The sequence below is a fragment of the Bacillus sp. PAMC28571 genome, from assembly GCF_014250435.1.
Classification (GTDB): Bacteria; Bacillota; Bacilli; order Bacillales; family Bacillaceae; genus Bacillus; species Bacillus safensis.
The window spans coordinates 2,415,165-2,438,176 of record NZ_CP060191.1 but is presented as its reverse complement, the minus strand read 5'-3'; the positions used below and the strand labels follow the sequence as shown (position 1 = coordinate 2,438,176).

The window sequence follows — 23,012 nt, the reverse complement described above, 5'->3', positions numbered from 1 at the left end:
AGCCTTTTTTCTTATTGCTGTTCAAACACATAAGATAACGCCTTGATCGCTTGGTTTACGGTTTCCACAGTGATATTTGCTTTGTTTGAGAGTTCTTTTAACGGATGGTGCAGCTCTTTTGGACGGATTAAAATAAGAGGTTTCCCTTTTGCAATCGCAGCAGATGCATCCATGGCTGTGTTCCACTGTTTATATTTCTCACCAAAGCGTGCAATGACGACATCTGCTTTGTTTAATAAAATTTCAGTACGAAAATTGTTCAAATCAGAAGCTGCATCATCTTTGAAAATGGCATTCGGCTGCTCACCTAAAATATCCTCACCGATGTTATCTGAGCGGTCATGATTCTCCATTGGACCGACAAATGTCACTGGCAGCTTCAAAGATTGGCTTTTCTCCTTGATTTCATCACGCCACTGGCTATGAATTTCTCCAGCTAAATAGACAGTTAATTGCATAACGATCTCCTCCTTTTGTACAAACTTAGTAAAGGTTTGTCCTGTTTCTTTTCATGTTACACAAGAAGTGCTTGATAAAGCAAAAAAAATATGATTATGATATTCATGGTAGAGACTATTTTTCATCGTAAGAATACTACATATAATGGGAAGGACAGGCCTCTTCGTCTTTCCTATGAGAAAGCAGGAAGACGACGTTGATGACTTATTTGAAAAGAAAGGGGATATCCCTTTCACTAAAGGTGTATTTCATTGATGCACTTTCTTATATGGCTTTAGGTCTATTTGCTACATTAGTGGTAGGTCTGATTTTAAAAACAGCAGGCGGTCTGTTATCACTTTCTCTCATTGTGAAAATGGGTACGCTTGCTATGGGACTGATGGGACCGGCAATTGGCGTAGCAGTTGCTTATCGCTTAAATGCTTCTCCATTAATCATTTTTGCAAGTGTTGTCTCAGGTGCTGCTGGAGCAGAGCTTGGGGGTCCTGCTGGAAGCTTTGCCGCAGCATTAATTGGTGTGGAACTCGGCAAGCTGGTCAGTGGTGAGACAAGAATTGATATTATTTTAACGCCGCTTGTCACCATTATCACTGGCTTTTTCACCGCTGCTTTCATCGGACCTGGGATTGAAGCCATGATGACAGGGCTCGGCAGGCTCATTATGTGGGGGACAGACCAAAGCCCGCTGATCATGGGCATGCTGGTAGCGACCATTGTTGGACTTGCCCTCAGTTCTCCGATCTCAAGTGCTGCACTTGCGCTTATGCTTGACTTAAGCGGAACCGCTGCTGGTGCTGCAACGATTGGCTGCTGTGCTCAAATGGTTGGCTTTGCTGCTGCAGGCTTTAGAGAAAATCGCTTTGGCGGTCTTGCGGCTGTCGGCATTGGAACGTCAAAATTGCAGCTTTCGAACATTGTGAAAAATCCCCTCATCCTGATTCCGCCGACGATTGCTGGTCTGATTCTCGCGCCAATTGGTATTATTGGCTTTGGGATGGTCAATAATGCGGCAGGAGCGGGAATGGGAACGAGCGGCCTTGTTGGACAGCTCATGACCCTGACCGTCATGGGGTTTCATCCATCTGTGTTTCTGGCGATAGCTCTCTTGCATATCGTTGGCCCGGCAGTGATTAGTTTGGTAGTATCAGAATGGATGAGAAAGAAAGGCTACATACAATACGGAGATTTAACCATACAAACTGGAGGAATGAAACATGAAAAAAATTGAATCAAACGAAGAATTACAAAAAGTGATTCAAGAAGACTTAACAGTATTGCTATTTTCAGCTGACTGGTGCCCGGACTGCACATTTATTGAGCCATTCTTGCCAGAGCTTGAAGCAAACTACCCAGAATTTGAGTACTTCTATGTTGATAGAGACAAGTTCATTGACACTTGTGCAGAGTGGGAAATTTACGGCATTCCAAGCTTTTTAGTCTTTAAAAACGGACAAGAGATTAACCGCTTTGTCAGCAAAGATCGTAAGACAAAGGAAGAGATTGAAGCATTTTTAACAGATTCTCTTTCTAAATAACGAAAGGAGAGTCTAAAACGATGGCAAAAATGACATCAAGACAGCTTGCGAATGAACTCAAAAGCCGTCTGACGAACGCCAGCTGGTCACACCAGTTTGACCGGGAAAAAGATACGCTTCGTATTGAAGATAAACAAACAGGCAAAGGCATCACACTAGAGCTCCCGCCAATTATTGCAAAGTGGGAAGTAAAGCCTGATGAAACCATCGATGAGATCGTTTATTATGTGAAAGAAGCGCTGAGTGCGATGAAAGGCGAAGCGCAGCACATTTCTGGAAAAGAAAAGCAGATCTATCCAGTCATTCGTTCCACTTCCTTTCCTGAGGCATCAAGTGATGGAATTCCCCTCGTGTTTGATGAGCATACAGCAGAAACGAGAATCTACTATGCACTTGATCTTGGAAGCACCTACCGATTAATTGATGAAAAGATGCTTCAAAAGGAAAACTGGACAAAAGAGCGAATTAGAGAAACCGCCAGCTTCAACGTCCGTTCGCTAGAAACTGTAGTGAAAATGGATGAAGTGGCAGGCAACCGGTTTTATTTCTTCCGTGCAAATGACGGATATGACGCCAGCAGACTTTTAAATGAATCGTTATTACAAGAATACGCGCAAAAAATAGAAGGACAAATGGCGATTTCTGTTCCCCATCAAGATGTATTCATCATTGCTGATGTTCGCAATGATTCAGGCTATGATATTTTAGGACAGATGTCGATGAGCTTCTTCGCCAGCGGTACGGTTCCGATTACCGCATTATCATTTTTATATGATGAGGGGAAGCTTGAACCGATCTTTATACTTGCAAAAAGCAGACCAAAACAGCAGTAGAAGGGAATTTTGAAGAATGAACGTTTTTTATAATGCAGAAGGTGTAGGCGACACACTCCTTATTTCATTGAAAGATGTGACGAGAAAAGAAGTAGGTCATGAGACGTTTGGAGATGTTGTACGAATCTTCAATCAAGAAACAAAAGAAACAACAGGCTTTAATATCTTCAATGCATCCACATACATGAAAATTGAAGAAAACGGATCTGTCCCGCTTTCTGAAACCATTGTTCAAGATATCAATGAAATTTTAAACCGCAACGGTGTCAGTGAAACGTTGACTGTGGATCTATCACCAAAATTTGTTGTCGGCTATGTGAAGGAAAAAGAAAAGCATCCGAACGCAGATAAATTAAACATTTGCCAAGTTGATGTGGGCGATGAAACCTTACAAATCGTGTGCGGTGCACCAAACGTTGACCAAGGCCAATATGTCGTGGTGGCGAAGGTCGGTGCAGTGATGCCAAGCGGTATGGTCATCAAAGATGCTGAGCTTAGAGGCGTTCCATCAAGCGGCATGATCTGTTCAGCGAAAGAGTTAGATCTTCCAGACGCACCTGCTGAAAAAGGGATTCTTGTTTTAGATGGAAGCCATCAAGCTGGCGAACCCTTTAAAGCGTAACCTCCCATAAACGGGCACATAGGAGCGAAGAATGTGTTATACCAAAAGTCACTAAGTACGTACTTAGTGACTTTTTTTCATCTACAGACAGCATGAACAGTAAAAAGCGGCACTTTTCTCGCTTTTCTGCATGAAAAAGCAATGGTATACTAAAAATCGCCCAAGAAAACGTAAGGGGAGTTAAAGTGAGTGATAAATGATGAGTTGGTTAGATAAATTTTTTAGTGTATTTTTAGGAGAAGAAAAGAAAGAAGAAAAAGCTGCAAGACCTGAAGAAGATCTAGCTGCACCAAAGCAGCCAGCTTTTGAACCGCATAAAGAATATAAAAAAATCGAAGATACGAAAGTGTATTATGAATATCCAAAAGGGAACTTTCGCTTTCCGCTCGTTCCAGATGAACCTCAGCGCGATGGAGTGAAGCCGGAGAGAAGACGCGCCAAACCAAGCCAGTCAAAGACCAGACAAACAACCTATCAGCCTAAACAAACGCTTCAGCCTGATATGAATAAAAAGCCATTCAAACCAGAGCAAATTCCATCACCGATCTATGGCTATCATCAGGATATGCGTCCAAAACGGGCAGATGCAAAAGAAGAAACAGCTTCAGTTCAAAGGAAAGCAGCAGAAGAAACGGCGCAGCGTGTCACACTGTTATCAGAAGAGGCAGAGCGTGAACGGAATGTCAGACAGCAAATGAACATCCCGTCAATACAGAAAGAAAAACGTATCGAGGAAATGGTTTCAGCGTCAGCAGAAGAGAGAGCAGATAAGGAGCCAGCAGTAACCCCGCATACATTACAAGAGGAACTCGCTTATCAAGATCATGTTCAATCGACGATGGAACGTTTAACTGACGAGCCTTTCATCGAGCCAGAAGATCATCATGAAGCTGATTTACATAAGCAGCAAGCCGAAGTCTATCAGAAGCAGCCGGTAGAGTCTGAGACAGAACAGGCTGCCTCAAGCAATGACGAAGAAATAAAAGACGAGCCTGTCAATCAGTTTGGAGACCATACTGAGGAAATAGAGATGTTGACCTTTGAAACACCGGAACCTTCGCAGCCGGCAATTGAAATGGAAGTAGACATTCCAGCAGAAGAAGCGGTGTTAACAGAAAACATTTCAGCAGATCCGGTGGAAGAAGTAGAAGCTGATCCAATAGAAGACAAACAAGAAGAAACGCCAGCGGCAGCATTTGAAGAAGTTGAGCCAGTCAAACATGACCTGCAGGAAGAGCAGCTGGTTCAAGAAGCTGAAATTGAAGAAGATCAAGCGGTGCCAGTAGAGCAAGTAAGAGAGGAACAAACTGCATCTGAACCGGCAGAAACGGTCATAGAACTGACAGAGCAGCAAGAACAAACGCAGGAAGTCAAGAAAGAAGAACCAAAACAGACATCTCCGCAGCCACAACGCACAAGCGGTCAAACCTCCACGGTTCCTTTTAATGTCATGATGTTAAAAAGCGACCAGCGCTTGCAAGGGCAAAAGAAAGCAGCCGATACACAAGGATATGTTTTTCCAAGTCTCGCCCTTTTAGACGTACCGCCAGCTCAAAAAGAAGAGGACGGGACATGGGTGAAAGAGCGGGCTGAGCTGCTCAATGCGACACTTAAAAATTTCAACGTAAGAGCAAGTGTGGTTCATGTCACACAGGGACCTTCTGTAACAAGGTTTGAAGTACATCCAGAACCAGGTGTCAAAGTGAACAAAATCACGAACCTGTCAGATGATATTAAACTTAGTTTGTCCGCAAAGGATATTCGAATTGAAGCCCCGATTCCAGGAAAGAACACAATCGGGATCGAAGTGCCAAACCTGCACAGTAAAATGGTGTTCTTAAGAGAAATGATCAGAAGCAGTGCGTTTAGAGACAATCCATCTCCTTTAACAGCGGCACTCGGATTAGATATTTCAGGCCAGCCTGTCGTGGTTGATCTGCAAAAAATGCCGCATGGATTAATTGCTGGAGCCACTGGTTCAGGAAAAAGTGTCTGCATTAATACGATTTTAGTGAGCTTAATGTTTAAAGCATCACCAGATGAAGTGAAAATGCTCTTAATTGACCCTAAAATGGTTGAATTAGCGCCGTATAATCACATTCCGCATCTTGTGAGTCCCGTCATTACTGATGCCAAGACAGCAACAGCTGCTTTGAAATGGGTAGTGGATGAAATGGAAAGACGCTATGAACTATTTGCACACTCTGGCGTGAGAGAAATTAAACGATTCAATGAGCTTGTGAAAGAAAAACAAATGGGTGAAAAACTGCCTTATCTCGTCGTGGTGATCGATGAGCTGGCTGATTTAATGATGGTCGCACCAAATGAAGTCGAAGAAAGCATCTGCCGAATTGCACAGAAAGCAAGAGCATGCGGCATTCACTTATTGATTGCGACACAAAGACCTTCTGTTGATGTCATTACAGGTCTCATTAAAGCCAATATCCCAACAAGAATTGCGTTTTCTGTTTCAAGTCAGGTGGATTCAAGAACGATCATTGACATGGCAGGTGCAGAAAAGCTTCTCGGAAAAGGAGACATGCTCTTCTTAGAAAATGGCTCTGGCAAGCCGACAAGGCTTCAAGGGAACTTTGTATCAGACCGCGAGATTGATCAAGTGGTAGCACATGTGAGAAAGCAGCGTAAGCCCGTGTTCCTTTTTGAACAGGAGGAACTAATGCTGCAAGGCTCTGCGATTACAGACGAAGATGAATTGTTTATGGATGCCTGCCGTTTTGCCATCGAGCAGAATAGCGCTAGTACATCAAGTTTGCAGCGAAGATTTAGAATTGGCTACAATCGTGCAGCCAGGTTGATTGACATGATGGAACGCGAGGGCATGATATCTGGTGCGAAAGGCAGTAAGCCAAGAGAAGTACTCATGACACTGAGTGACTTAGAACAGTTGATCTAAACAAACCACTTCATTTTTTTCGTAAACATGGTATGATAGCACATAGGTGCAATTTTGTAATTGGACACTTTTCGCATGTCTGCCAGAACGCTTTTTAATGTAAAATAAGCGGAAACAGGTGTTAGAAATGGGAAAGTTGTCGGATACTAATCATAGTTAATATTGATTAGAATAGGAAGATCGGAAAAAAATCTTTATTTGGAGCTGCGATCTGTGATCAGCTAGAGGCAAAAATCACAAGTTGCAAATTGAAATGAGCGTCATATACTGTAAGTCAGATAGACGTTTGTTGGAGGTACAATTATGACTGTTTATCATTTTGTTGGAATAAAAGGGACAGGTATGAGTCCACTGGCCCAAATTCTTCATGATACTGGGTATACTGTCCAAGGATCGGATATCGAAAAACATATCTTTACACAAAAAGCATTAGAAGAACGAAATATTAAAATTCTACCATTTGACCCAGACAATATTCAGCCAGGGATGACGGTCATCGCAGGAAATGCATTCCCTGATACACACCCTGAGATTGAACGTGCCCTTTCTGAAGGGATTCCTGTCATTCGCTACCATAAATTCCTTGGAGAATACATGGATTCATTCACAAACGTTGCGATTACTGGTGCTCATGGAAAAACATCGACAACAGGACTGCTTGCTCACGTCATGCAGGCAGCCAAACCTACTTCGTACTTAATCGGTGATGGATCTGGAATGGGGAAAGAAAACAGCGAGTATTTTGTATTTGAAGCATGCGAATACCGCAGACACTTCCTCAGCTATCATCCAGACTATGCGATCATGACCAATATTGATTTTGATCACCCTGATTATTTCTCGGATATTGATGACGTGTTTGATGCATTTCAAAACATGGCGCTTCAAGTGAAAAAAGCCATTATTGCCTGTGGTGATGATGAGCACTTGCCAAAAATTCAAGCGAAGGTACCTGTTGTGTACTACGGTTTCAACGAAGAAAATGATTTCCAAGCTCGCAATGTTGTGAAAAATACGGAAGGCACTACATTTGATGTATTTGTACGCAATACGTTTTATGATACCTTCTACATTCCTGCCTATGGAAATCATAATGTCCTCAACTCGTTAGCTGTCATCGCATTATGTCACTATGAGTCCATTGATGTAGAACTTATCAAAGGCGCATTAACGACATTTGGCGGTGTGAAACGACGCTTTAATGAAAAAGTGGTCGGTGAGCAGGTCTTAATTGACGATTATGCACATCATCCAACTGAAATTGAAGTCACGATTGAAGCAGCCCGCCAAAAATATCCGGACCGTGATATTGTGGCTGTCTTCCAGCCGCATACGTTCACACGTACACAGCAATTCTTAAGTGAATTTGCTGACAGTCTAAAGAAAGCCGACTATGTCTACCTTTGTGATATTTTCGGTTCAGCCCGCGAAAACATTGGGAAGCTGAGCATTGAAGATTTACGAGAAAAAATCCCGCAGGCCCAATTAATTGAGGAAGAAGATACATCTGTGCTGAAAACGCACGAAGATGCGATTCTGATCTTTATGGGAGCAGGAGACATTCAGAAATATTTGCGTGCTTATGAAAAAGTCGCTGTATAAATGCTTAAAAAAGTGCCGTTTCAAACGGCACTTTTTTTATTTTGAATAAAATGTGACAAAAGGGCTAAATGTGTCAACATGTGCCGCTTTTTTTCGTTCGCTGTGGACAGGAATTAGCGAATAAGTGTAGAATTATTATTCAATCGGTCATTCTAGGCGATGTTTGAATGATACAACGAGAGGGTAATGAATTGAATATGCCCGCAGCAAAGGAGGTATCAGATGATTATTATTCTATATCTAAGCGTTGCACTGATCGCAATTGCTTTCCTCATTCTTGTCATCTATTTGTCCAAAACATTAAAATCCTTACAGCTGACATTAAAGAATGTTGCATCAACTTTAGAAGGTCTTGAAGGTCAGATGCAAGGCATCACCACAGAGACAGCACAGTTGCTACATAAGACGAATCAGCTTGCTGAAGATATTCAAGACAAATCAGCAAAACTCAATACAGTTGTGGATGCGGTGCAGGGAATTGGCGGCTCGATCAACCAATTTAATACAAGCATAAAGCAGGCAGCTGGTGCGGTTTCTTCATCCGTTGAAAGAAATCAAGAAAAAGTGACGGATGTGGTTAGCTGGAGTAACGCAGCACTTGAAATTTATAAAAAATGGAAACAGCGTAAACACCAAAAATAAACCATATTCGCATAGGAGGAATAATCATGAGCAAAGACGGAATCAATAGCAAAGACTTTTTGATCGGAACACTTATTGGTGGAATTGTTGGTGCAACAACAGCATTATTTTTAGCACCGAAGTCAGGGAAAGAGCTTCGCGATGATTTGAACACCCAAGCGAATGCGTTAAAAGAAAAAACAGACCGGCTCACAACAGATGCAAAAGAAAGAGGCACTGAATATGTGACGATTGCGAAAGATAAAACGTCTGAATTGTCTCAGCTTGTAGCAGAGCAGTCAAACCAGATTTTAGACAAAGTGAAAGACATAAAAGAGCGAGCAGCTGGAAAAGCTAATAAAGTGAAAAGTGAAGCAGAAGATGCGGCAGCGGATTTGGCAAGCGAAGCATCTGATGCAGCAGATGAAGCAAAAGTACGAGCACAAGAAGCAAAGTCAGAAATTGAAGACGGCATCAAAGATGTCAAAGAAAAAGTAGAACAATCTACTAAAGGCTAACGCTCACTGCTAAGAAGTGAAGAAGGAGAACATCATGTCAAAACAACTCATTGAAACAGAAGAACAGTTTGATCAACTAACGAATCAAGATGGGACCTTTGTCTTTTTTAAGCACAGTTTGACATGTCCGATCAGCCAAGCGGCTTTTCAAGAGTTTGAAGCATTTGCGTCTGCACATGAAGATGTACCTGCGTATTTCTTACAAATTCAAAACACGAGAGAGCTTTCATCCTATGTGACGGAAAAGTCTGGAGTAAAGCATGAAAGTCCGCAGGCACTCATCTTTAGCGGTGGAAAAGTAAAATGGCATGCTTCTCACTCAAGCATTACAAAAGAAGCGCTTGAACATAATCTGTAAAAGAAAGAAACGTCAGCAGCGGCTGACGTTTTTTTTATAAAAAAGGTTTACTTGAACAAAAAGTATGCTATAATCTTACATACGATACTTTACCGCTTAAAAGCGTTTGGGTAATAAAGAAAATTTTCGTGACAATTCCGAAATCTTTGTTTATAATAAACCCTATCATGCAAGAATGAAAAAATAAAAAGCGAGAGCAGGCAGAGGAAAGGATGACAAAAATGAGCAACAATGAATTAGAAAAATTGAGGCAGCAAGCAGATGAACTAAATCTTCAAATCTTAAAACTGATCAATGACAGAGGAAACATTGTCAAAGAAATTGGAAAAGCGAAAGAAGCGCAAGGTGTCAACCGTTATGATCCTGTCAGAGAGCGCACAATGCTGAACCAAATTCTTGAAGAAAATGATGGGCCATTTGAAAATTCAACGATTCAACATATTTTCAAAGAGATTTTCAAAGCAGGTCTAGAGCTTCAAGAAGATGACCACAGCAAAGCACTTCTTGTTTCTCGTAAGAAAAAACCAGAAAACACAATCGTGAATATCAATGGGGAAGCGATCGGTGATGGAAAGCAGCGTTTCATCGTTGGACCATGTGCCGTTGAAAGCTACGAGCAAGTCGCAGAAGTAGCGGCAGCAGCAAAACAGCAGGGATTAAAACTACTTCGCGGTGGCGCATTTAAACCTCGCACAAGTCCATATGATTTCCAAGGACTTGGTGTAGATGGTCTAAAGATTCTAAAGCGTGTAGCGGATGAATACGGTCTTGCTGTCATTAGTGAAATTGTCAATCCTGCTCATATTGAAGAAGCGATTGAGCATATCGATGTCATCCAAATTGGGGCACGTAACATGCAAAACTTCGAGCTATTAAAAGAAGCCGGTTCCGTGAAGAAACCAGTTCTTTTAAAACGCGGTCTTGCAGCGACCATTTCAGAATTCATCAATGCAGCTGAATACATCATCGCCCAAGGAAATGATCAAATCATCCTTTGCGAGCGCGGTATCCGCACATACGAAACAGCGACAAGAAATACACTAGATATCTCGGCAGTGCCAATCTTGAAACAAGAGACACATTTACCAGTCTTCGTTGATGTGACGCATTCAACTGGACGTAGAGATCTTCTCCTTCCAACAGCAAAAGCAGCTCTTGCGATTGGAGCAGACGGTGTCATGGCAGAAGTACATCCAGATCCATCTGTTGCTCTATCTGATTCAGCGCAGCAAATGGACATTCCACAATTCGAAAAATGGTTAGATGCGTTAAGACCACTTGTCAACATTCACGCGTAATCATAGATAGAAATAGCCGCCGGATGACTGCCCGGCGGTTTTTTTATGGAAAAAATACCATGAGGTTTGGGAATGAAAGGAAGAAAGCACATTGCAAGCCCAAAAAGTGCTTGTTCACAATGTTTTCATTTTTAAAATTCGATAGAATCTGCTAAGATCATTGTCATAGCTGGCGTTCTCGATGCTTTTTTATGAAATATGATTCAAATTACAGGTAACAAGCTGATTAAAGTTTGTTTAATTTAGTTATAAAAAGAAAGGGAACGTTTTCATATGACAAAAAAACGTGTATAATTTCATAAAAGAATGTCATTTTGATGTAGATTGAAAAATTATGTGTCTCTTTTCATCGTTTTAATGACAAATAGGATATTATTTTCCTCGTATCTGACATGTCTCTATCCAATTGGTGAATGCTATAGATATGAAGTGTATTTGAAGGAGTGATTTATGTGAATAATGTTACAATATATGATGTAGCAAGAGAAGCAAATGTAAGTATGGCAACGGTATCACGCGTAGTAAATGGTAATCCAAACGTAAAACCAACAACAAGAAAAAAGGTGCTTGAAGCGATTGATCGCCTTGGCTATCGTCCAAATGCAGTGGCACGAGGCCTTGCAAGTAAAAAAACAACGACAGTTGGGGTCATCATCCCTGATATTTCTAGTATCTTCTATTCAGAATTAGCACGCGGTATTGAAGATATCGCCACGATGTATAAATACAACATCATTTTAAGTAACTCAGATCAAAATACGGATAAAGAGCTTCATTTGTTAAATACGATGCTGGGCAAACAAGTAGACGGAATTGTCTTTATGGGCGGAAACATCACAGATGTGCATGTGGAAGAATTTAAGCGCTCTCCTGTACCGATTGTGCTTGCAGCATCTGTTGAAGAACAGGCTCAAACACCATCGGTTAACATCAACTATGAGCAGGCGATTTATGATTCCGTTCAGCTGTTAGTTGAAAAAGGACATAAACGAATTGCGTTTGTTTCTGGTCCAATGTCAGAGCCAATTAATTCCGTGAGAAAGCTTGCAGGTTATAAGCGTGCGCTTGAAGAAGCAGGTATCGCGTTTGACGATGCACTTGTCGCTGAAGGTGATTACTCTTATGACTCTGGAATTGAAGCACTTGCTCATCTGCTTGAGCAGTCTGACAAACCGACAGCTGTTATCGCAGCTACAGATGAAATGGCGCTAGGTGTCATTCACGGAGCACAAGACAGAGGGGTCTCCATTCCTGAAGATTTAGAAGTGATTGGCTTTGATAATACAAGACTTTCACTCATGGTGCGTCCTCAGCTGACAACAGTTGTTCAGCCGACATATGATATTGGTGCTGTTGCCATGAGACTGCTCACAAAACTGATGAACAAAGAACAAGTGGACGATCAAATTGTTGAGCTTCCGCACAGAATTGAAGAAAGACAATCAACAAAATAAAACAAAAAAAGCAGGCTTACCTTATGAGGGAAAGCCTGCTTTTCTTATGCCTTTTTCTTTTCTCTTCTAACAGGCATGAGTGCTTTTTCTACTGTTTGAGCATTTTTTTCTGTGATTTCTGCTTTTCTTGGGATCGGTGGATATAAATCGTCAGGATCTTTCCATGTAGGTGGAAGGGTAACAGGCGATTGCTTATTCCATGCCTGAATCCAGTCCTGAGGGAGCTCATCTGGCGGTGTAATGCCTTTCATCTCAAGCCAAATGCGGCTCCACGCTCTTGGAACGACGCGCCAAATATCATATCCCCCTCCGCCAACAGCGATCCACTTGCCGTCACAATATTGATGCGCAAGCTCATGAGCAAGTCTAGGAATTTCTTCATATATTTTCATGGTGGCAGATAAATGAGTTAACGGGTCATAGTAGTGTGCATCTGCCCCATTTTGCGTCAAAATCACATCTGGTTTAAAAAAAGCAGCAATCTCAGTCACTGCTGTTCGGTATGCTTCGAGGAACGATTCATCTTCCGTAAATGCATCTAGCGGAATATTATAGGCGTAGCCATAGCCTTTATCGTGGCCTCTTTCCTGTACTTGTCCGGTTCCAGGGAACAAGTAGCGTCCCGTTTCATGAATGGAGACTGTACATACCTCTGGGTCGTCATAGAAGCTGAACTGGACACCATCGCCGTGATGAGCATCCGTATCAATATATAAAATTCTAGCGCCATATGTCTTTTGAATATATTGAATCGCCACAGAGCTGTCATTATAAATACAAAAGCCAGATGCACGCCCTTTGAATCCGTGGTGAAGCCCGCCGCCAAGATTGAGGGCATGCTGCGAATGCCCGAGCATCACTTGGTCAACCGCTGTTAATGTTCCGCCAACAAGAAGAGATGCCGCCTCATGCATGCCTGCGAACATTGGTGTATCCTCAGTGCCAAGACCGTAGCGTTCACCCTCTGCTGTAGACAGCTTTCCTTCACTTGCCCGCTGCACAGCCTGGATATAATCTGCTGTATGGACGAGCTTTAATTCCTCCAGAGTAGCCATACGCGGTGCGACGATCTCATCCTCTGTTAACGCCTTCATTTTTTGAAGAAGATCATAAGTTAAGTAGACCCGAAGCTGATTGAAGGGATGATCTTGGTTAAATTGGTACGTTTGAAAAGATGGTGAAAAAACAAAGGTCGCTTCCTTCATTTGATCGTCTGCTCCATAGGCCAGAGCACTTTATAGCCTTTTGCGCGAATCAGCTTCGTCACATGATCTGCATGAATGGTTTGAAGGCGGAAGACGAGTACTTTAGATGCCTCATTGGCATGCGGATACACAAGCACACTCAGCAATTGAATATGCTGCTCCTTTAAAATGGCCGTAATGTCTGCGAGGCCTTCTGTCATTTGCTCGACTTCAACCTCTAAGTGCGACCCAGGCTGATCTGCACCTGTCAGTCTTACAAACGTACGAAGCAGATCTGTTTTTGTGATAATGCCTACAAGCTTGCCGCGTCTCACCACTGGAAGACAGCCAATTCCGTGCTCAAAAAAGACACTTGATATCTCCTCAACGAAATCAAGCGGGTGAGCCGTGATCGTCTCTAATACCATGATCTCTTCTACCGGCCGCTGAATAAAGAGCTTCCTTTTCTCTGTTTCAAAAATACTTGGACTGGCATTTTTAATATCCCGATCTGTCACCATCCCAATGACAGATCCTTGATCAGATACGATCGGAATATGCCGGATGTGGTGTGCACTCATTTTTTGAATGGCCTCTTCAATCGTATCGGTTTTTCGCAGCGTGATCACATCACGCTCCATAATTTGTTCAATCATCATTATTTACCAATCCCCTTTGCCAAAAAAACGAATTGAACGTTAATACATAAAACGCTGATGGAAGCGAAGACGATCGAAACGCTCGATCGAATCAGGACTCACATGTTTCCCAATTCTGGCCATTAAACAATTGGCTGGATGTGAGCTAATCTCTGGCTCGTCTGTTGCAAACCAGACAAGACCGCCTGCGTTCATCATTTTCTCCATCATTTTGCGGTACTCCCAAACGTTTTTCTTTGTCCCCTTTAAATCCCAATGCCAGTAATATTCAGTTGTAATGATGATGTAATTCTCCATTTGCTCATCCATCATGCTCACATCAAGCAAATGCTTGCCAAGTGAGCATCCTCTAAATGGAGGAGCGACCTCAATCGCGCCAAGCTCAATTAAATTCTCCATTTTGCCCTCTGACCAGCGCTCAAGTGGATCAGGATACAAATACGTGACATAGCCTACGACAAGCTCATTCGCTCTTGCAATGATAATACGTCCTTCTGGAAGATCTGCTATTTCAACAAGTGCTTGTTTCTGTTCCTCAGGCGTGCGAAATGCCGTTAGTCCTTCATGAAACGTATAGTTCGCAAGCTCTGATGCAGGTACCGGTCCTTCAATCAGGATGGAACCTGTTTCTCGCTCAATGGTTTTTGAATAATAAGTTTTAGGATGCTCCACGTATCCACCGCCCCTAATTCTAGTGAGTCGTCTCTATTCTATCTTAAATCTTGCAATAATTAAAACGGTTTCATCAGAAGTTTTTTAAAAATTGAGAAAAAAAGTCATCTATACTATAATGGTCATTGTAAACGTATGCAAAGGGGGACTGTTTGATGAAATTGGAAACGCTACCATCAGTAAAAGGGGATTATCATTTAAATGATTATGAGCAGGCATACAAAGATTTTTCATGGGAGGAAGCTAGAAAAAACTTCTCCTGGTATGAAACAGGAAAAATAAATGCAGCCTATGAAGCGATTGACAGACATGCGGACTCGTTTCGTCAGAACAAGGTGGCGCTTCACTACAAAGATTCACAGCGGGATGAAAAGTATACGTTCAGGGATATGAAAATCAACACAAACAAAGCGGGAAATCTATTCAGAGAAAAGGCACATGTAGAAAAAGGGGATCGCGTGTTTATCTTTATGCCAAGATCACCTGAGCTCTATTTTCTTCTGCTTGGTGCAGTTAAAATTGGAGCGATCGTTGGCCCGTTATTTGAGGCATTTATGGAAGGTGCTGTCAAAGACCGTTTAGAGAATAGCGAGGCAAAGGTGATCGTGACAACACCTGATCTGCTCGAGCGAATTCCATTTGCAGAGCTTCCGAAGCTTGAATCTGTCGTCATTGTCGGCGGTGAAAACGAAGACGTCGATGGTGTGCGGACAATTCACTATGAAAAGGCGTTTGAGGAGGCAGCAAAGGAGCTTGAGATTGAATGGATGGATGAAAAAGACGGCTTCCTGCTTCATTACACATCAGGATCTACTGGTACGCCAAAAGGTGTGCTTCATGTCCATGGTGCAATGGTCCAGCAAGGCCAGACTGGTAAATGGGTGCTTGACTTGAAAGAGGATGACGTTTACTGGTGTACAGCTGATCCAGGCTGGGTTACAGGCACAGTGTACGGTATTTTTTCACCGTGGTTAAATGGGGCGACGAATGTGATTTTAGGCGGCCGGTTTAATCCTGATACGTGGTATGAAACCATTGAATCACTCGGTGTAACCGTTTGGTACAGTGCCCCGACCGCCTTTAGAATGCTCATGGGGGCAGGGGATGATCTCATTCAAAAATATGACCTCAGCTCGCTCCGTCATGTTTTAAGTGTGGGAGAGCCGCTTAATCCAGAAGTCATCCGCTGGGGAGATGCTGTTTTTGGCAAGCGAATTCACGACACTTGGTGGATGACAGAAACCGGTGCCCAGCTGATTTGTAATTATCCATGCATGGACATCAAGCCAGGCTCGATGGGAAAACCAATTCCAGGCGTAGAAGCGGCAATTGTCGATAATGCAGGAAATGAACTTCCGCCATACCGGATGGGCAACCTTGCGATTAAAAAAGGCTGGCCTTCTATGATGTATACGATCTGGAACAATCCTGAAAAATATGAATCTTACTTTATGCCGGGAGATTGGTATGTTTCAGGAGATTCAGCTTATATGGACGAAGACGGATACTTTTGGTTCCAGGGACGTGTCGATGATGTCATCATGACGTCAGGAGAGCGGGTCGGTCCATTTGAGGTGGAAAGTAAACTGGTCGAACATCCAGCTATTGCGGAGGCTGGTGTCATTGGAAAGCCAGATCCGGTCCGCGGTGAAATTATTAAAGCATTTATAGCGCTTAGAAGCGGATATGAGCCGACAGATGAGCTGAAAGAAGAGATTCGTACATTTGTGAAAAAAGGACTCGCAGCACATGCGGCACCGCGAGAAATTGAGTTTAAAGACAAACTGCCGAAAACGAGAAGCGGAAAAATTATGAGACGTGTGCTAAAGGCGTGGGAGCTGAATTTACCTGCTGGCGACCTTTCGACAATGGAAGATTAATTTTTTCATCAGTTGACTTGATATCAAAAGTGTGTTAAAAATGACATTAGTTGAATATGAAAAGGTTTTGACTGAGATTCAGTAGAATGATCTTTCCCTGTTGAAGAGAGCTGACGGCTGGTGCGAGTCAGTACAAAGAGATATTCGAATTACCCTCACGAACCGCTTTTACGAAAAGGAGCATGCCCTGATTAGTGAAAGAACGGATCTGTCCGTTATCAGTGTAAGTGAAAAGACGAGATTTTTTGTCTTTTAAGCAGGGTGGTACCGCGATATATATCGTCCCTTCGTTCATTCGAAGGGGCGTTTTTTTGTTGAATTGTAAAAAAAGGAGATTTGAAAATGAGTCAATTGATGGAAGAGCTATCGTTCAGAGGATTAATTCAGCAGCAAACAGATGAAGAAGGTTTAACAAAATTATTAGCAGAAGAAAAAATCAAACTATACTCCGGCTTTGATCCGACAGCTGACAGCTTACACATTGGTCATCTATTGCCAATTTTAACATTACGCAGATTCCAAGAAGCAGGTCATCATCCGATTGCTCTTGTTGGCGGCGCAACTGGACTAATCGGCGACCCTAGCTTCAAAAAAGCAGAACGTTCACTCAACCCAGCAGAAATCGTCGAACAGTGGTCAGAAAAAATCAAAGGACAGCTGTCTCAATTTCTTGATTTTGAAGCAGGGGAGAATCCAGCCGTTATCGTGAATAACTACGACTGGATCAGCCAAATGAATGTCATCACGTTCCTTCGTGATGTTGGAAAGAACTTTGGTGTAAACTTCATGCTGGCAAAAGATATCGTGAGCTCACGTATCGAAACAGGGATTTCTTACACAGAATTCAGCTACGTCATCCTGCAGTCTTTAGACTTCTTAAATCTTTACAGAAATGAAAATTGTAAGCTGCAAATTGGCGGAAGTGACCAGTGGGGAAATATCACATCTGGACTTGAGCTGATCCGTAAGTCTGAAGCAGAAGGGGCAAAAGCATTTGGTCTGACGATGCCGCTTGTCACAAAAGCAGACGGCACAAAGTTTGGTAAAACAGAAGGCGGCGCCATCTGGTTAGATAAAGAAAAAACGTCTCCATACGAGTTCTACCAATTCTGGATCAACACAGATGACCGTGATGTCGTGAAATACTTAAAATACTTTACGTTCTTATCAAAAGAAGAGATCGCATCGTACGAAGAAAAAGTGCAAACAGCACCTGAAAAGCGTGAAGCGCAGCGCCGTTTAGCAGAGGAAGTGACAACACTTGTACATGGCCGTGAATCACTAGAACAGGCTGTTAACATCTCAAATGCGCTATTTAAAGGTGAGATCAAATCTCTTACAGCTGAAGAAGTGAAAGTAGGCTTTAAGGATGTTCCATCAATGGAGAAAAGCAGCACAGAAGAATTAACACTAGTCGATATCCTTGTGGAATCAAAGCTGTCTCCATCAAAGCGTCAAGCACGTGAAGATATCACAAATGGTGCTGTCTCCATTAACGGAGAGAGACAAACGGATAAAGATTATGTTCTTTCCGCTGACGACCGAATTGAAAACCAATTTACCGTTTTAAGAAGAGGGAAAAAGAAATACTTCCTCGTAACGTATAAATAAAGTATGAAACAGTAAGCATCATGGAAAAGCACCTCAAATGTTCGTATACATTGAGGTGTTTTTCTTTTTTATGTAGAAGTAGCTCATTCGTCTGCTTCTTGTTCAAGGTGTGAATCTTTGTTTGTATAAGCATGTTCTACCTTACAAATTCGGGTTGTATAGGATTCATACCAATCTTTTTTCCCCTTTTTTTGAACACGCTGATGTGCTGTATGTGCTTTCCATTCTTTGATGGCTTCTAATGAATCCCAGTAAGAGACAGTGATTCCAACACCATGTTCATCTCGTACACTTTCTATTCCAAGAAATCCATCTAGATCTTTCGCTAATTCTTCCATTTTTTGAGCAGCCGCATCGTATTGTTTCTGTTCGACATTTGTTCGTTTTGATGTGAAAATCACGGCATAATAGGGTGGTGCAGGTGTTTGAGTAAATAGCATCTAGTAGAACCTCCTTAGTCTATTGATATTATATATGAAAGAAAGAAGGTCTCGTAGTCTTTTTGTTTGAATTTAAAAAAGTCCAAGGTGCTTTTTGATTATTTATATTTTTGTAAAATCATCTCATAAACATTACCTTGTTCACTTTTCTGACATATTTTTCTTGTATAAAATAGAGTCGTATAAGATGAATAAGGGGGAATGAAAGTGATGTTTGTTAAGAAAAGGAGTTTGCAAATTCTCATTGCGCTTGCATTGGTGATTGGTTCAATGGCTTTTATCCAGCCGAAAGAGGTGAAGGCGGCTGAGCATAATCCGGTTGTGATGGTACACGGCATTGGCGGTGCCTCTTATAACTTTTTTTCTATTAAAAGTTATTTGGCCACACAAGGCTGGGATCGAAACCAATTGTATGCTATCGATTTCATAGACAAAACAGGAAATAACCGCAACAATGGTCCGCGTCTATCCAGATTCGTCAAAGATGTGTTAGATAAAACGGGTGCCAAAAAAGTAGATATTGTGGCTCATAGTATGGGCGGAGCGAACACATTATACTATATTAAGAATCTAGATGGCGGCGATAAAATTGAAAACGTTGTCACAATTGGTGGAGCAAACGGACTCGTTTCAAGCAGAGCATTACCAGGCACAGATCCAAATCAAAAAATTCTTTACACATCTGTCTACAGCTCAGCTGATCTCATCGTCGTCAACAGCCTCTCTCGTTTAATTGGCGCAAGAAACGTTCTGATCCATGGCGTTGGCCATATCGGTCTATTAACCTCAAGCCAAGTGAAAGGCTACATTAAAGAAGGACTGAACGGCGGAGGACAGAATACGAATTAAAAAAACGAAAAGACAGCGGCATATGCTGTCTTTTTTTTGTTAACGGTGAAAAAAGATTGTTTTTTATATTTAATATGAATCTAGAGGGAGATTAAAGTCCCGCTTTGTAATAACAATATCATTATAATAGTAGTTGTTTTGACTAGTGATTAATAACTAGTATGTTTAATAAATAATATGTACGAGGTGCTCTATACTTGCTGATTGGTTTAATTTTAGTATGAGCATATAAATATGAAAATAATACATTATAGAATAAAACTTTTATCTCAATAAATGAATGGAAAAGGATGTTATAGTATGTAGATGTTAGGGGGGAAGCGAATGTTTCATCTAAGAAGTTCACTCTTTAGATTACATATAGATTTTTAAATATTGCATTTCAAGGGGGATATAATGAGAAACAAATTATTCTTTAAAAAAACAACTTTTATTATGATAGCATTATTTTTGGGTTTTTCCGTTATTGCTTCACCAATCGCAGCTGCCAAATCAAACTCTAATGAAGAAAGTGTGAATTTACTGGCTAAAGATTTAAAATTTTTAATGGAGACAGCTAGTATATATGATCAAAATAATCAGTTGGTTGGCTTTAATTTTGAAAAATTAAGAGAGAGATTTGGAGATACAAAAGAATTTACAATCTTAGAAAATGAAATAAAACAAAGTGGAATTCAATTAGAAAAGTCTTCAGATTTAAAAACTCAGGATGCTAAAGGAACTTGGGGCGATTGTATGATTGATTCATTAAAGGATCATTTTGGGGTGGCAATGATAGAAGTGGCTTTAACTGGTGGTCTTTGGAGCTATCTTGAAAAGAAGGCTTATAAAGAAGCTGCTAAGCTTTTATTGAAGATTGGCATTGGGGGAAATGTTATCGGTTTAGTAGCCTTCCTTACTTGGTATTCAGCTAAATGCATGGAGGGAAGAGGTCCATGGGCATAATTAACCGGCTTAATATAATAGGAGGAAGACAATGATGCAAAAACTAAAGTTATATTTCTTAGGTTATTTCCTTTATTTTCCTTTATCTTTTTTCATCATCTATTTCATATGGATGTTTATGGTCAAATCAGATAAACTATTTGATGTTTTTTCTAACAGTACATCAATCATTGGAATATATTATATAATTGTCAGTGTATTTTTTGTTTTTTTACTTCGTTCCAAATTTAAAGATGCTAATAGAATAAATTAAATTCATTGAAAAAGAAGCTGGTAAGTCTGCAAATGACTTCTAGGTTCTTTTTTCAATTTAATAAAAACATGTACAAAACGTCCGCTATTCCTTACACTACATGTAGTGAATGTGAATATTCGGAGGTGGGCGTTTGTGAAAACGAATCAAAAGGCTTTCATCATTGTAGATGTACAAAAAGCGTTCGAGCATGAAAAGTGGGGAGAACGCAATAACCTAGAGGCAGAGGAAAATATCAGCCGGCTATTGACGTTTTGGCGAGAGAAAGGCTGGAAAGTGATTCATATTCAGCATACATCCGACAAACCGAACTCTGTATTTCATCCGGCAAATGAAGGGCACCTTTTCAAAGATATGGCTAACCCGCTAGAGGGAGAAACAGTAATACAAAAGAAAGTCAACAGCAGCTTTATTGGTACTAACTTAGAGGAACATCTAAGATCCAACCAGATTGACACGGTCGTAATTGCAGGACTCACAACGCCTCACTGCGTATCAACGACCACAAGAATGAGCGGAAATCTTGGCTTTGATACGTACTTGATCTCAGATGCAACAGCCGCCTTTGGACTAACAGATCAAAACGGTACATGTTTTGACCCAGAAACGATCCACCGGCTTTCACTTGCAACCCTGCATGATGAATTTGCGACTGTTATGACAACAGAGCAGCTTATCACAAAATGGACAAGTCAAGAATGAACGATTGAAAGCTCCTAGAAAGATATCTAGGAGCTTTTTTGCGTATTAAGCGATTGTTTTCGTTGTTTCATACGTGAGTAAACGAGATCAATCTCAATAAATAAAAAACTGAGAAAGAATGATAAAATCAATAGGCCGTCATCCTCTATCGATACATTCATTAAGTTTAAGTAAAGGACATACTTGATAGAGAGATGTGAAACGATCCAAGAACTCACCCATTCCAAAGTATAAATGAGCCATAAAGGAAGTTTAAGGAGATAAGCCAGTCCTTTGCCTATGAATAGAAGGAAAGGTGACCAAAAAACGATGATAATACTCACGAACAAAGAGAAAGAGATCAAAGAAAAAAACGAATCATACGTGATGGTTTCTCCAAAAAGAAAATTCACGCCTAAAACGGCGATGTATAGCAATACACATGGAACCGCGATCACAAAGCAGATAGAAAAAAAGAGCAGGAAGATAAACAGACATGCAGCAAATCTATTGGGCGGCTCATCGATAACCTGTTTTTTTCTTAAAAGAGAATAGGCGATCACTGATAAGATTAAAAGTAAGAATAGAATGATTATGATACTAAACATGGAACTCCTCCATCTAAGTACTATAGAAGACCATACGACTGATATGTCATTCATCATTATTGTACCAATAGGAAATAGGCAATTCAATGAATTATTTCCTATATTTGTATTTAAAAATCAAGACAGGTTTGATCGAAGTAAGAATGGAGCAGGCAGCCGGGGAAAATAAGTGTTGAAAATGGAAGATGACTTCAAATGATTTCATGTATAATTGAGAACATACAAAAAAACCCTAGAAATCCTTGAACAATCAAGGGATCTAGGGTTTGTTTGCTCTCTCTTAGAGAAGTAATGAAATTAACGAGAGTAGAACTCAACGATTAGTTGTTCGCTGATTTCAGGCGCTAATTCAGAACGCTCTGGAAGACGAGTGAAAGTTCCTTCAAGCTTTTCAGCATCGAAAGAAAGGTATTCAGGAACGAAGTTGTTTACTTCAACTGATTCTTTCACTACTGCAAGGTTTTGAGATTTCTCACGAAGAGCAATCGTTTGACCTGGTTTCACAGAGAAAGATGGGATGTCTACACGGCTTCCATCAACAAGGATGTGACCATGGTTTACTAGCTGACGAGCTTGGCGGCGAGTACGAGCAAGGCCAAGACGGTATACTAGGTTGTCAAGGCGAGTTTCAAGAAGGATCATGAAGTTTTCACCTTGTTTACCAGGAAGTTTAGCAGCTTTGTCATATAGTGTACGGAATTGACGTTCGTTGACACCGTACATGTGACGAAGCTTTTGCTTCTCTTGTAATTGTAAACCGTATTCAGAAAGTTTTTTGCGTTGTCCTGGACCATGTGGGCCTGGAGCGTAAGGGCGTTTTTCAAGTTCCTTACCTGTTCCGCTTAATGAAATGCCTAAACGGCGGGAAATCTTCCAACTTGGACCTGTATAGCGAGCCATAATGTGACTCCTCCTTATTGTTTTTATTTGTGAAAAATAAAAACCGTCTGTTCTTCCTCTTTTTCGTCATTATGTTTTCATGCATCCTCGCTCCAGCAGCAGGGAGTTACAAGATG

General features: G+C 41.2%; 22 protein-coding genes and 1 other annotated feature. Of the genes, 16 read left to right on the top strand and 6 right to left on the bottom strand.

Annotated elements, in window-relative coordinates; genetic code table 11:
* Positions 1–11: 11 nt before the first annotated feature.
* Positions 12–458 (bottom strand): YtoQ family protein, encoded by a 447-nt coding sequence (locus tag H7F25_RS12245; protein ID WP_024426182.1) that lies wholly within the window; start codon positions 456–458, stop codon positions 12–14.
* A 200-nt stretch (positions 459–658) separates the two neighbouring features.
* On the opposite strand from H7F25_RS12245, the gene H7F25_RS12240 reads away from it, so the two are divergent.
* The 11 genes from H7F25_RS12240 (at position 659) to ccpA (ending at position 12,214) form a co-directional block, all read left to right on the top strand.
* A complete protein-coding gene (locus H7F25_RS12240; protein ID WP_044332407.1) occupies positions 659–1,687 on the top strand; it encodes a PTS sugar transporter subunit IIC in 1,029 nt (342 codons plus the stop codon).
* Positions 1,674–1,994: a thioredoxin family protein gene (locus H7F25_RS12235; RefSeq protein WP_024424860.1), complete on the top strand. Its 321-nt coding sequence runs from the start codon at positions 1,674–1,676 to the stop codon at positions 1,992–1,994. Before H7F25_RS12240 ends, H7F25_RS12235 begins: the two co-directional genes overlap by 14 nt.
* Before the next feature lie 20 nt (positions 1,995–2,014).
* On the top strand, positions 2,015–2,827 hold the full coding sequence (locus tag H7F25_RS12230) for a DUF1444 domain-containing protein (protein WP_185853775.1): 813 nt from the start codon (positions 2,015–2,017) through the stop codon (positions 2,825–2,827).
* Positions 2,828–2,843: 16 nt separating this feature from the next.
* Positions 2,844–3,449: a YtpR family tRNA-binding protein gene (gene ytpR / locus H7F25_RS12225; protein ID WP_185853774.1), complete on the top strand. Its 606-nt coding sequence runs from the start codon at positions 2,844–2,846 to the stop codon at positions 3,447–3,449.
* A 196-nt stretch (positions 3,450–3,645) separates the two neighbouring features.
* Positions 3,646–6,363, top strand: a complete 2,718-nt coding sequence (locus H7F25_RS12220; RefSeq protein ID WP_282102151.1) for a DNA translocase FtsK — start codon at positions 3,646–3,648, stop codon at positions 6,361–6,363.
* 303 nt (positions 6,364–6,666) lie between these two features.
* The gene (gene murC, locus H7F25_RS12215) at positions 6,667–7,965 is read left to right on the top strand and encodes a UDP-N-acetylmuramate--L-alanine ligase (RefSeq protein WP_025092288.1); all 1,299 of its coding nucleotides are present in this window, start codon (positions 6,667–6,669) and stop codon (positions 7,963–7,965) included.
* 222 nt (positions 7,966–8,187) lie between these two features.
* On the top strand, positions 8,188–8,607 hold the full coding sequence (locus tag H7F25_RS12210) for a DUF948 domain-containing protein (RefSeq protein WP_024424855.1): 420 nt from the start codon (positions 8,188–8,190) through the stop codon (positions 8,605–8,607).
* Positions 8,608–8,633: 26 nt separating this feature from the next.
* Complete coding sequence (locus H7F25_RS12205; protein ID WP_185853773.1) at positions 8,634–9,104, top strand: YtxH domain-containing protein; 471 nt, start codon at positions 8,634–8,636, stop codon at positions 9,102–9,104.
* A gap of 34 nt (positions 9,105–9,138) precedes the next feature.
* Positions 9,139–9,462: a bacillithiol system redox-active protein YtxJ gene (gene ytxJ, locus H7F25_RS12200; protein WP_024426177.1), complete on the top strand. Its 324-nt coding sequence runs from the start codon at positions 9,139–9,141 to the stop codon at positions 9,460–9,462.
* Positions 9,463–9,683: 221 nt separating this feature from the next.
* Positions 9,684–10,760 carry a bifunctional 3-deoxy-7-phosphoheptulonate synthase/chorismate mutase gene (locus H7F25_RS12195; RefSeq protein ID WP_056768228.1) on the top strand — a complete coding sequence of 359 codons (1,077 nt, stop codon included), beginning with the start codon at positions 9,684–9,686 and terminating at the stop codon, positions 10,758–10,760.
* Positions 10,761–11,212: 452 nt separating this feature from the next.
* Entirely contained in the window at positions 11,213–12,214 is a 1,002-nt protein-coding gene (gene ccpA / locus H7F25_RS12190; RefSeq protein ID WP_024424851.1) for a catabolite control protein A, read from the top strand.
* Positions 12,215–12,258: 44 nt separating this feature from the next.
* Here the strand turns inward: ccpA and H7F25_RS12185 are convergent, their stop codons facing one another.
* Genes H7F25_RS12185 through H7F25_RS12175 form a run of 3 tightly spaced genes read right to left on the bottom strand, consistent with a single transcriptional unit; the run spans position 12,259 to position 14,729 of the window.
* Positions 12,259–13,419: an acetoin utilization protein AcuC gene (locus H7F25_RS12185; protein WP_024424850.1), complete on the bottom strand. Its 1,161-nt coding sequence runs from the start codon at positions 13,417–13,419 to the stop codon at positions 12,259–12,261.
* Positions 13,416–14,057 (bottom strand): CBS and ACT domain-containing protein, encoded by a 642-nt coding sequence (locus H7F25_RS12180; RefSeq protein WP_024424849.1) that lies wholly within the window; start codon positions 14,055–14,057, stop codon positions 13,416–13,418. The genes H7F25_RS12185 and H7F25_RS12180 overlap by 4 nt, the downstream gene beginning before the upstream one ends.
* 39 nt (positions 14,058–14,096) lie before the next feature.
* Positions 14,097–14,729, bottom strand: coding sequence for a GNAT family N-acetyltransferase (locus H7F25_RS12175; protein ID WP_185853772.1), 633 nt, complete (start codon positions 14,727–14,729; stop codon positions 14,097–14,099).
* A gap of 155 nt (positions 14,730–14,884) precedes the next feature.
* Here H7F25_RS12175 and acsA point away from each other — a divergent pair, with 155 nt between their 5' ends.
* Complete coding sequence (acsA, locus tag H7F25_RS12170) at positions 14,885–16,609, top strand: acetate--CoA ligase (RefSeq protein ID WP_024424847.1); 1,725 nt, start codon at positions 14,885–14,887, stop codon at positions 16,607–16,609.
* A 58-nt stretch (positions 16,610–16,667) separates the two neighbouring features.
* Positions 16,668–16,899: a binding site (T-box leader), on the top strand.
* A gap of 52 nt (positions 16,900–16,951) precedes the next feature.
* Entirely contained in the window at positions 16,952–18,220 is a 1,269-nt protein-coding gene (gene tyrS, locus H7F25_RS12165) for a tyrosine--tRNA ligase (RefSeq protein ID WP_025092286.1), read from the top strand.
* An 83-nt stretch (positions 18,221–18,303) separates the two neighbouring features.
* On the opposite strand, the gene H7F25_RS12160 is transcribed toward tyrS, so the two are convergent.
* The gene (locus tag H7F25_RS12160; protein ID WP_122631869.1) at positions 18,304–18,660 is read right to left on the bottom strand and encodes an antibiotic biosynthesis monooxygenase family protein; all 357 of its coding nucleotides are present in this window, start codon (positions 18,658–18,660) and stop codon (positions 18,304–18,306) included.
* A 207-nt stretch (positions 18,661–18,867) separates the two neighbouring features.
* Here H7F25_RS12160 and H7F25_RS12155 point away from each other — a divergent pair, with 207 nt between their 5' ends.
* From H7F25_RS12155 to H7F25_RS12145, 3 genes are all read left to right on the top strand, one after another.
* Complete coding sequence (locus H7F25_RS12155) at positions 18,868–19,509, top strand: esterase/lipase family protein (RefSeq protein ID WP_024424844.1); 642 nt, start codon at positions 18,868–18,870, stop codon at positions 19,507–19,509.
* A gap of 396 nt (positions 19,510–19,905) precedes the next feature.
* Entirely contained in the window at positions 19,906–20,454 is a 549-nt protein-coding gene (locus tag H7F25_RS12150) for a hypothetical protein (RefSeq protein ID WP_024424843.1), read from the top strand.
* Positions 20,455–20,842: 388 nt separating this feature from the next.
* Positions 20,843–21,409, top strand: coding sequence for a cysteine hydrolase family protein (locus H7F25_RS12145; protein WP_185853771.1), 567 nt, complete (start codon positions 20,843–20,845; stop codon positions 21,407–21,409).
* Between the two features lie 884 nt (positions 21,410–22,293).
* On the opposite strand, the gene rpsD is transcribed toward H7F25_RS12145, so the two are convergent.
* Positions 22,294–22,896, bottom strand: coding sequence for a 30S ribosomal protein S4 (gene rpsD / locus H7F25_RS12140; protein ID WP_024424838.1), 603 nt, complete (start codon positions 22,894–22,896; stop codon positions 22,294–22,296).
* Between the last annotated feature and the right edge of the window lie 116 nt (positions 22,897–23,012).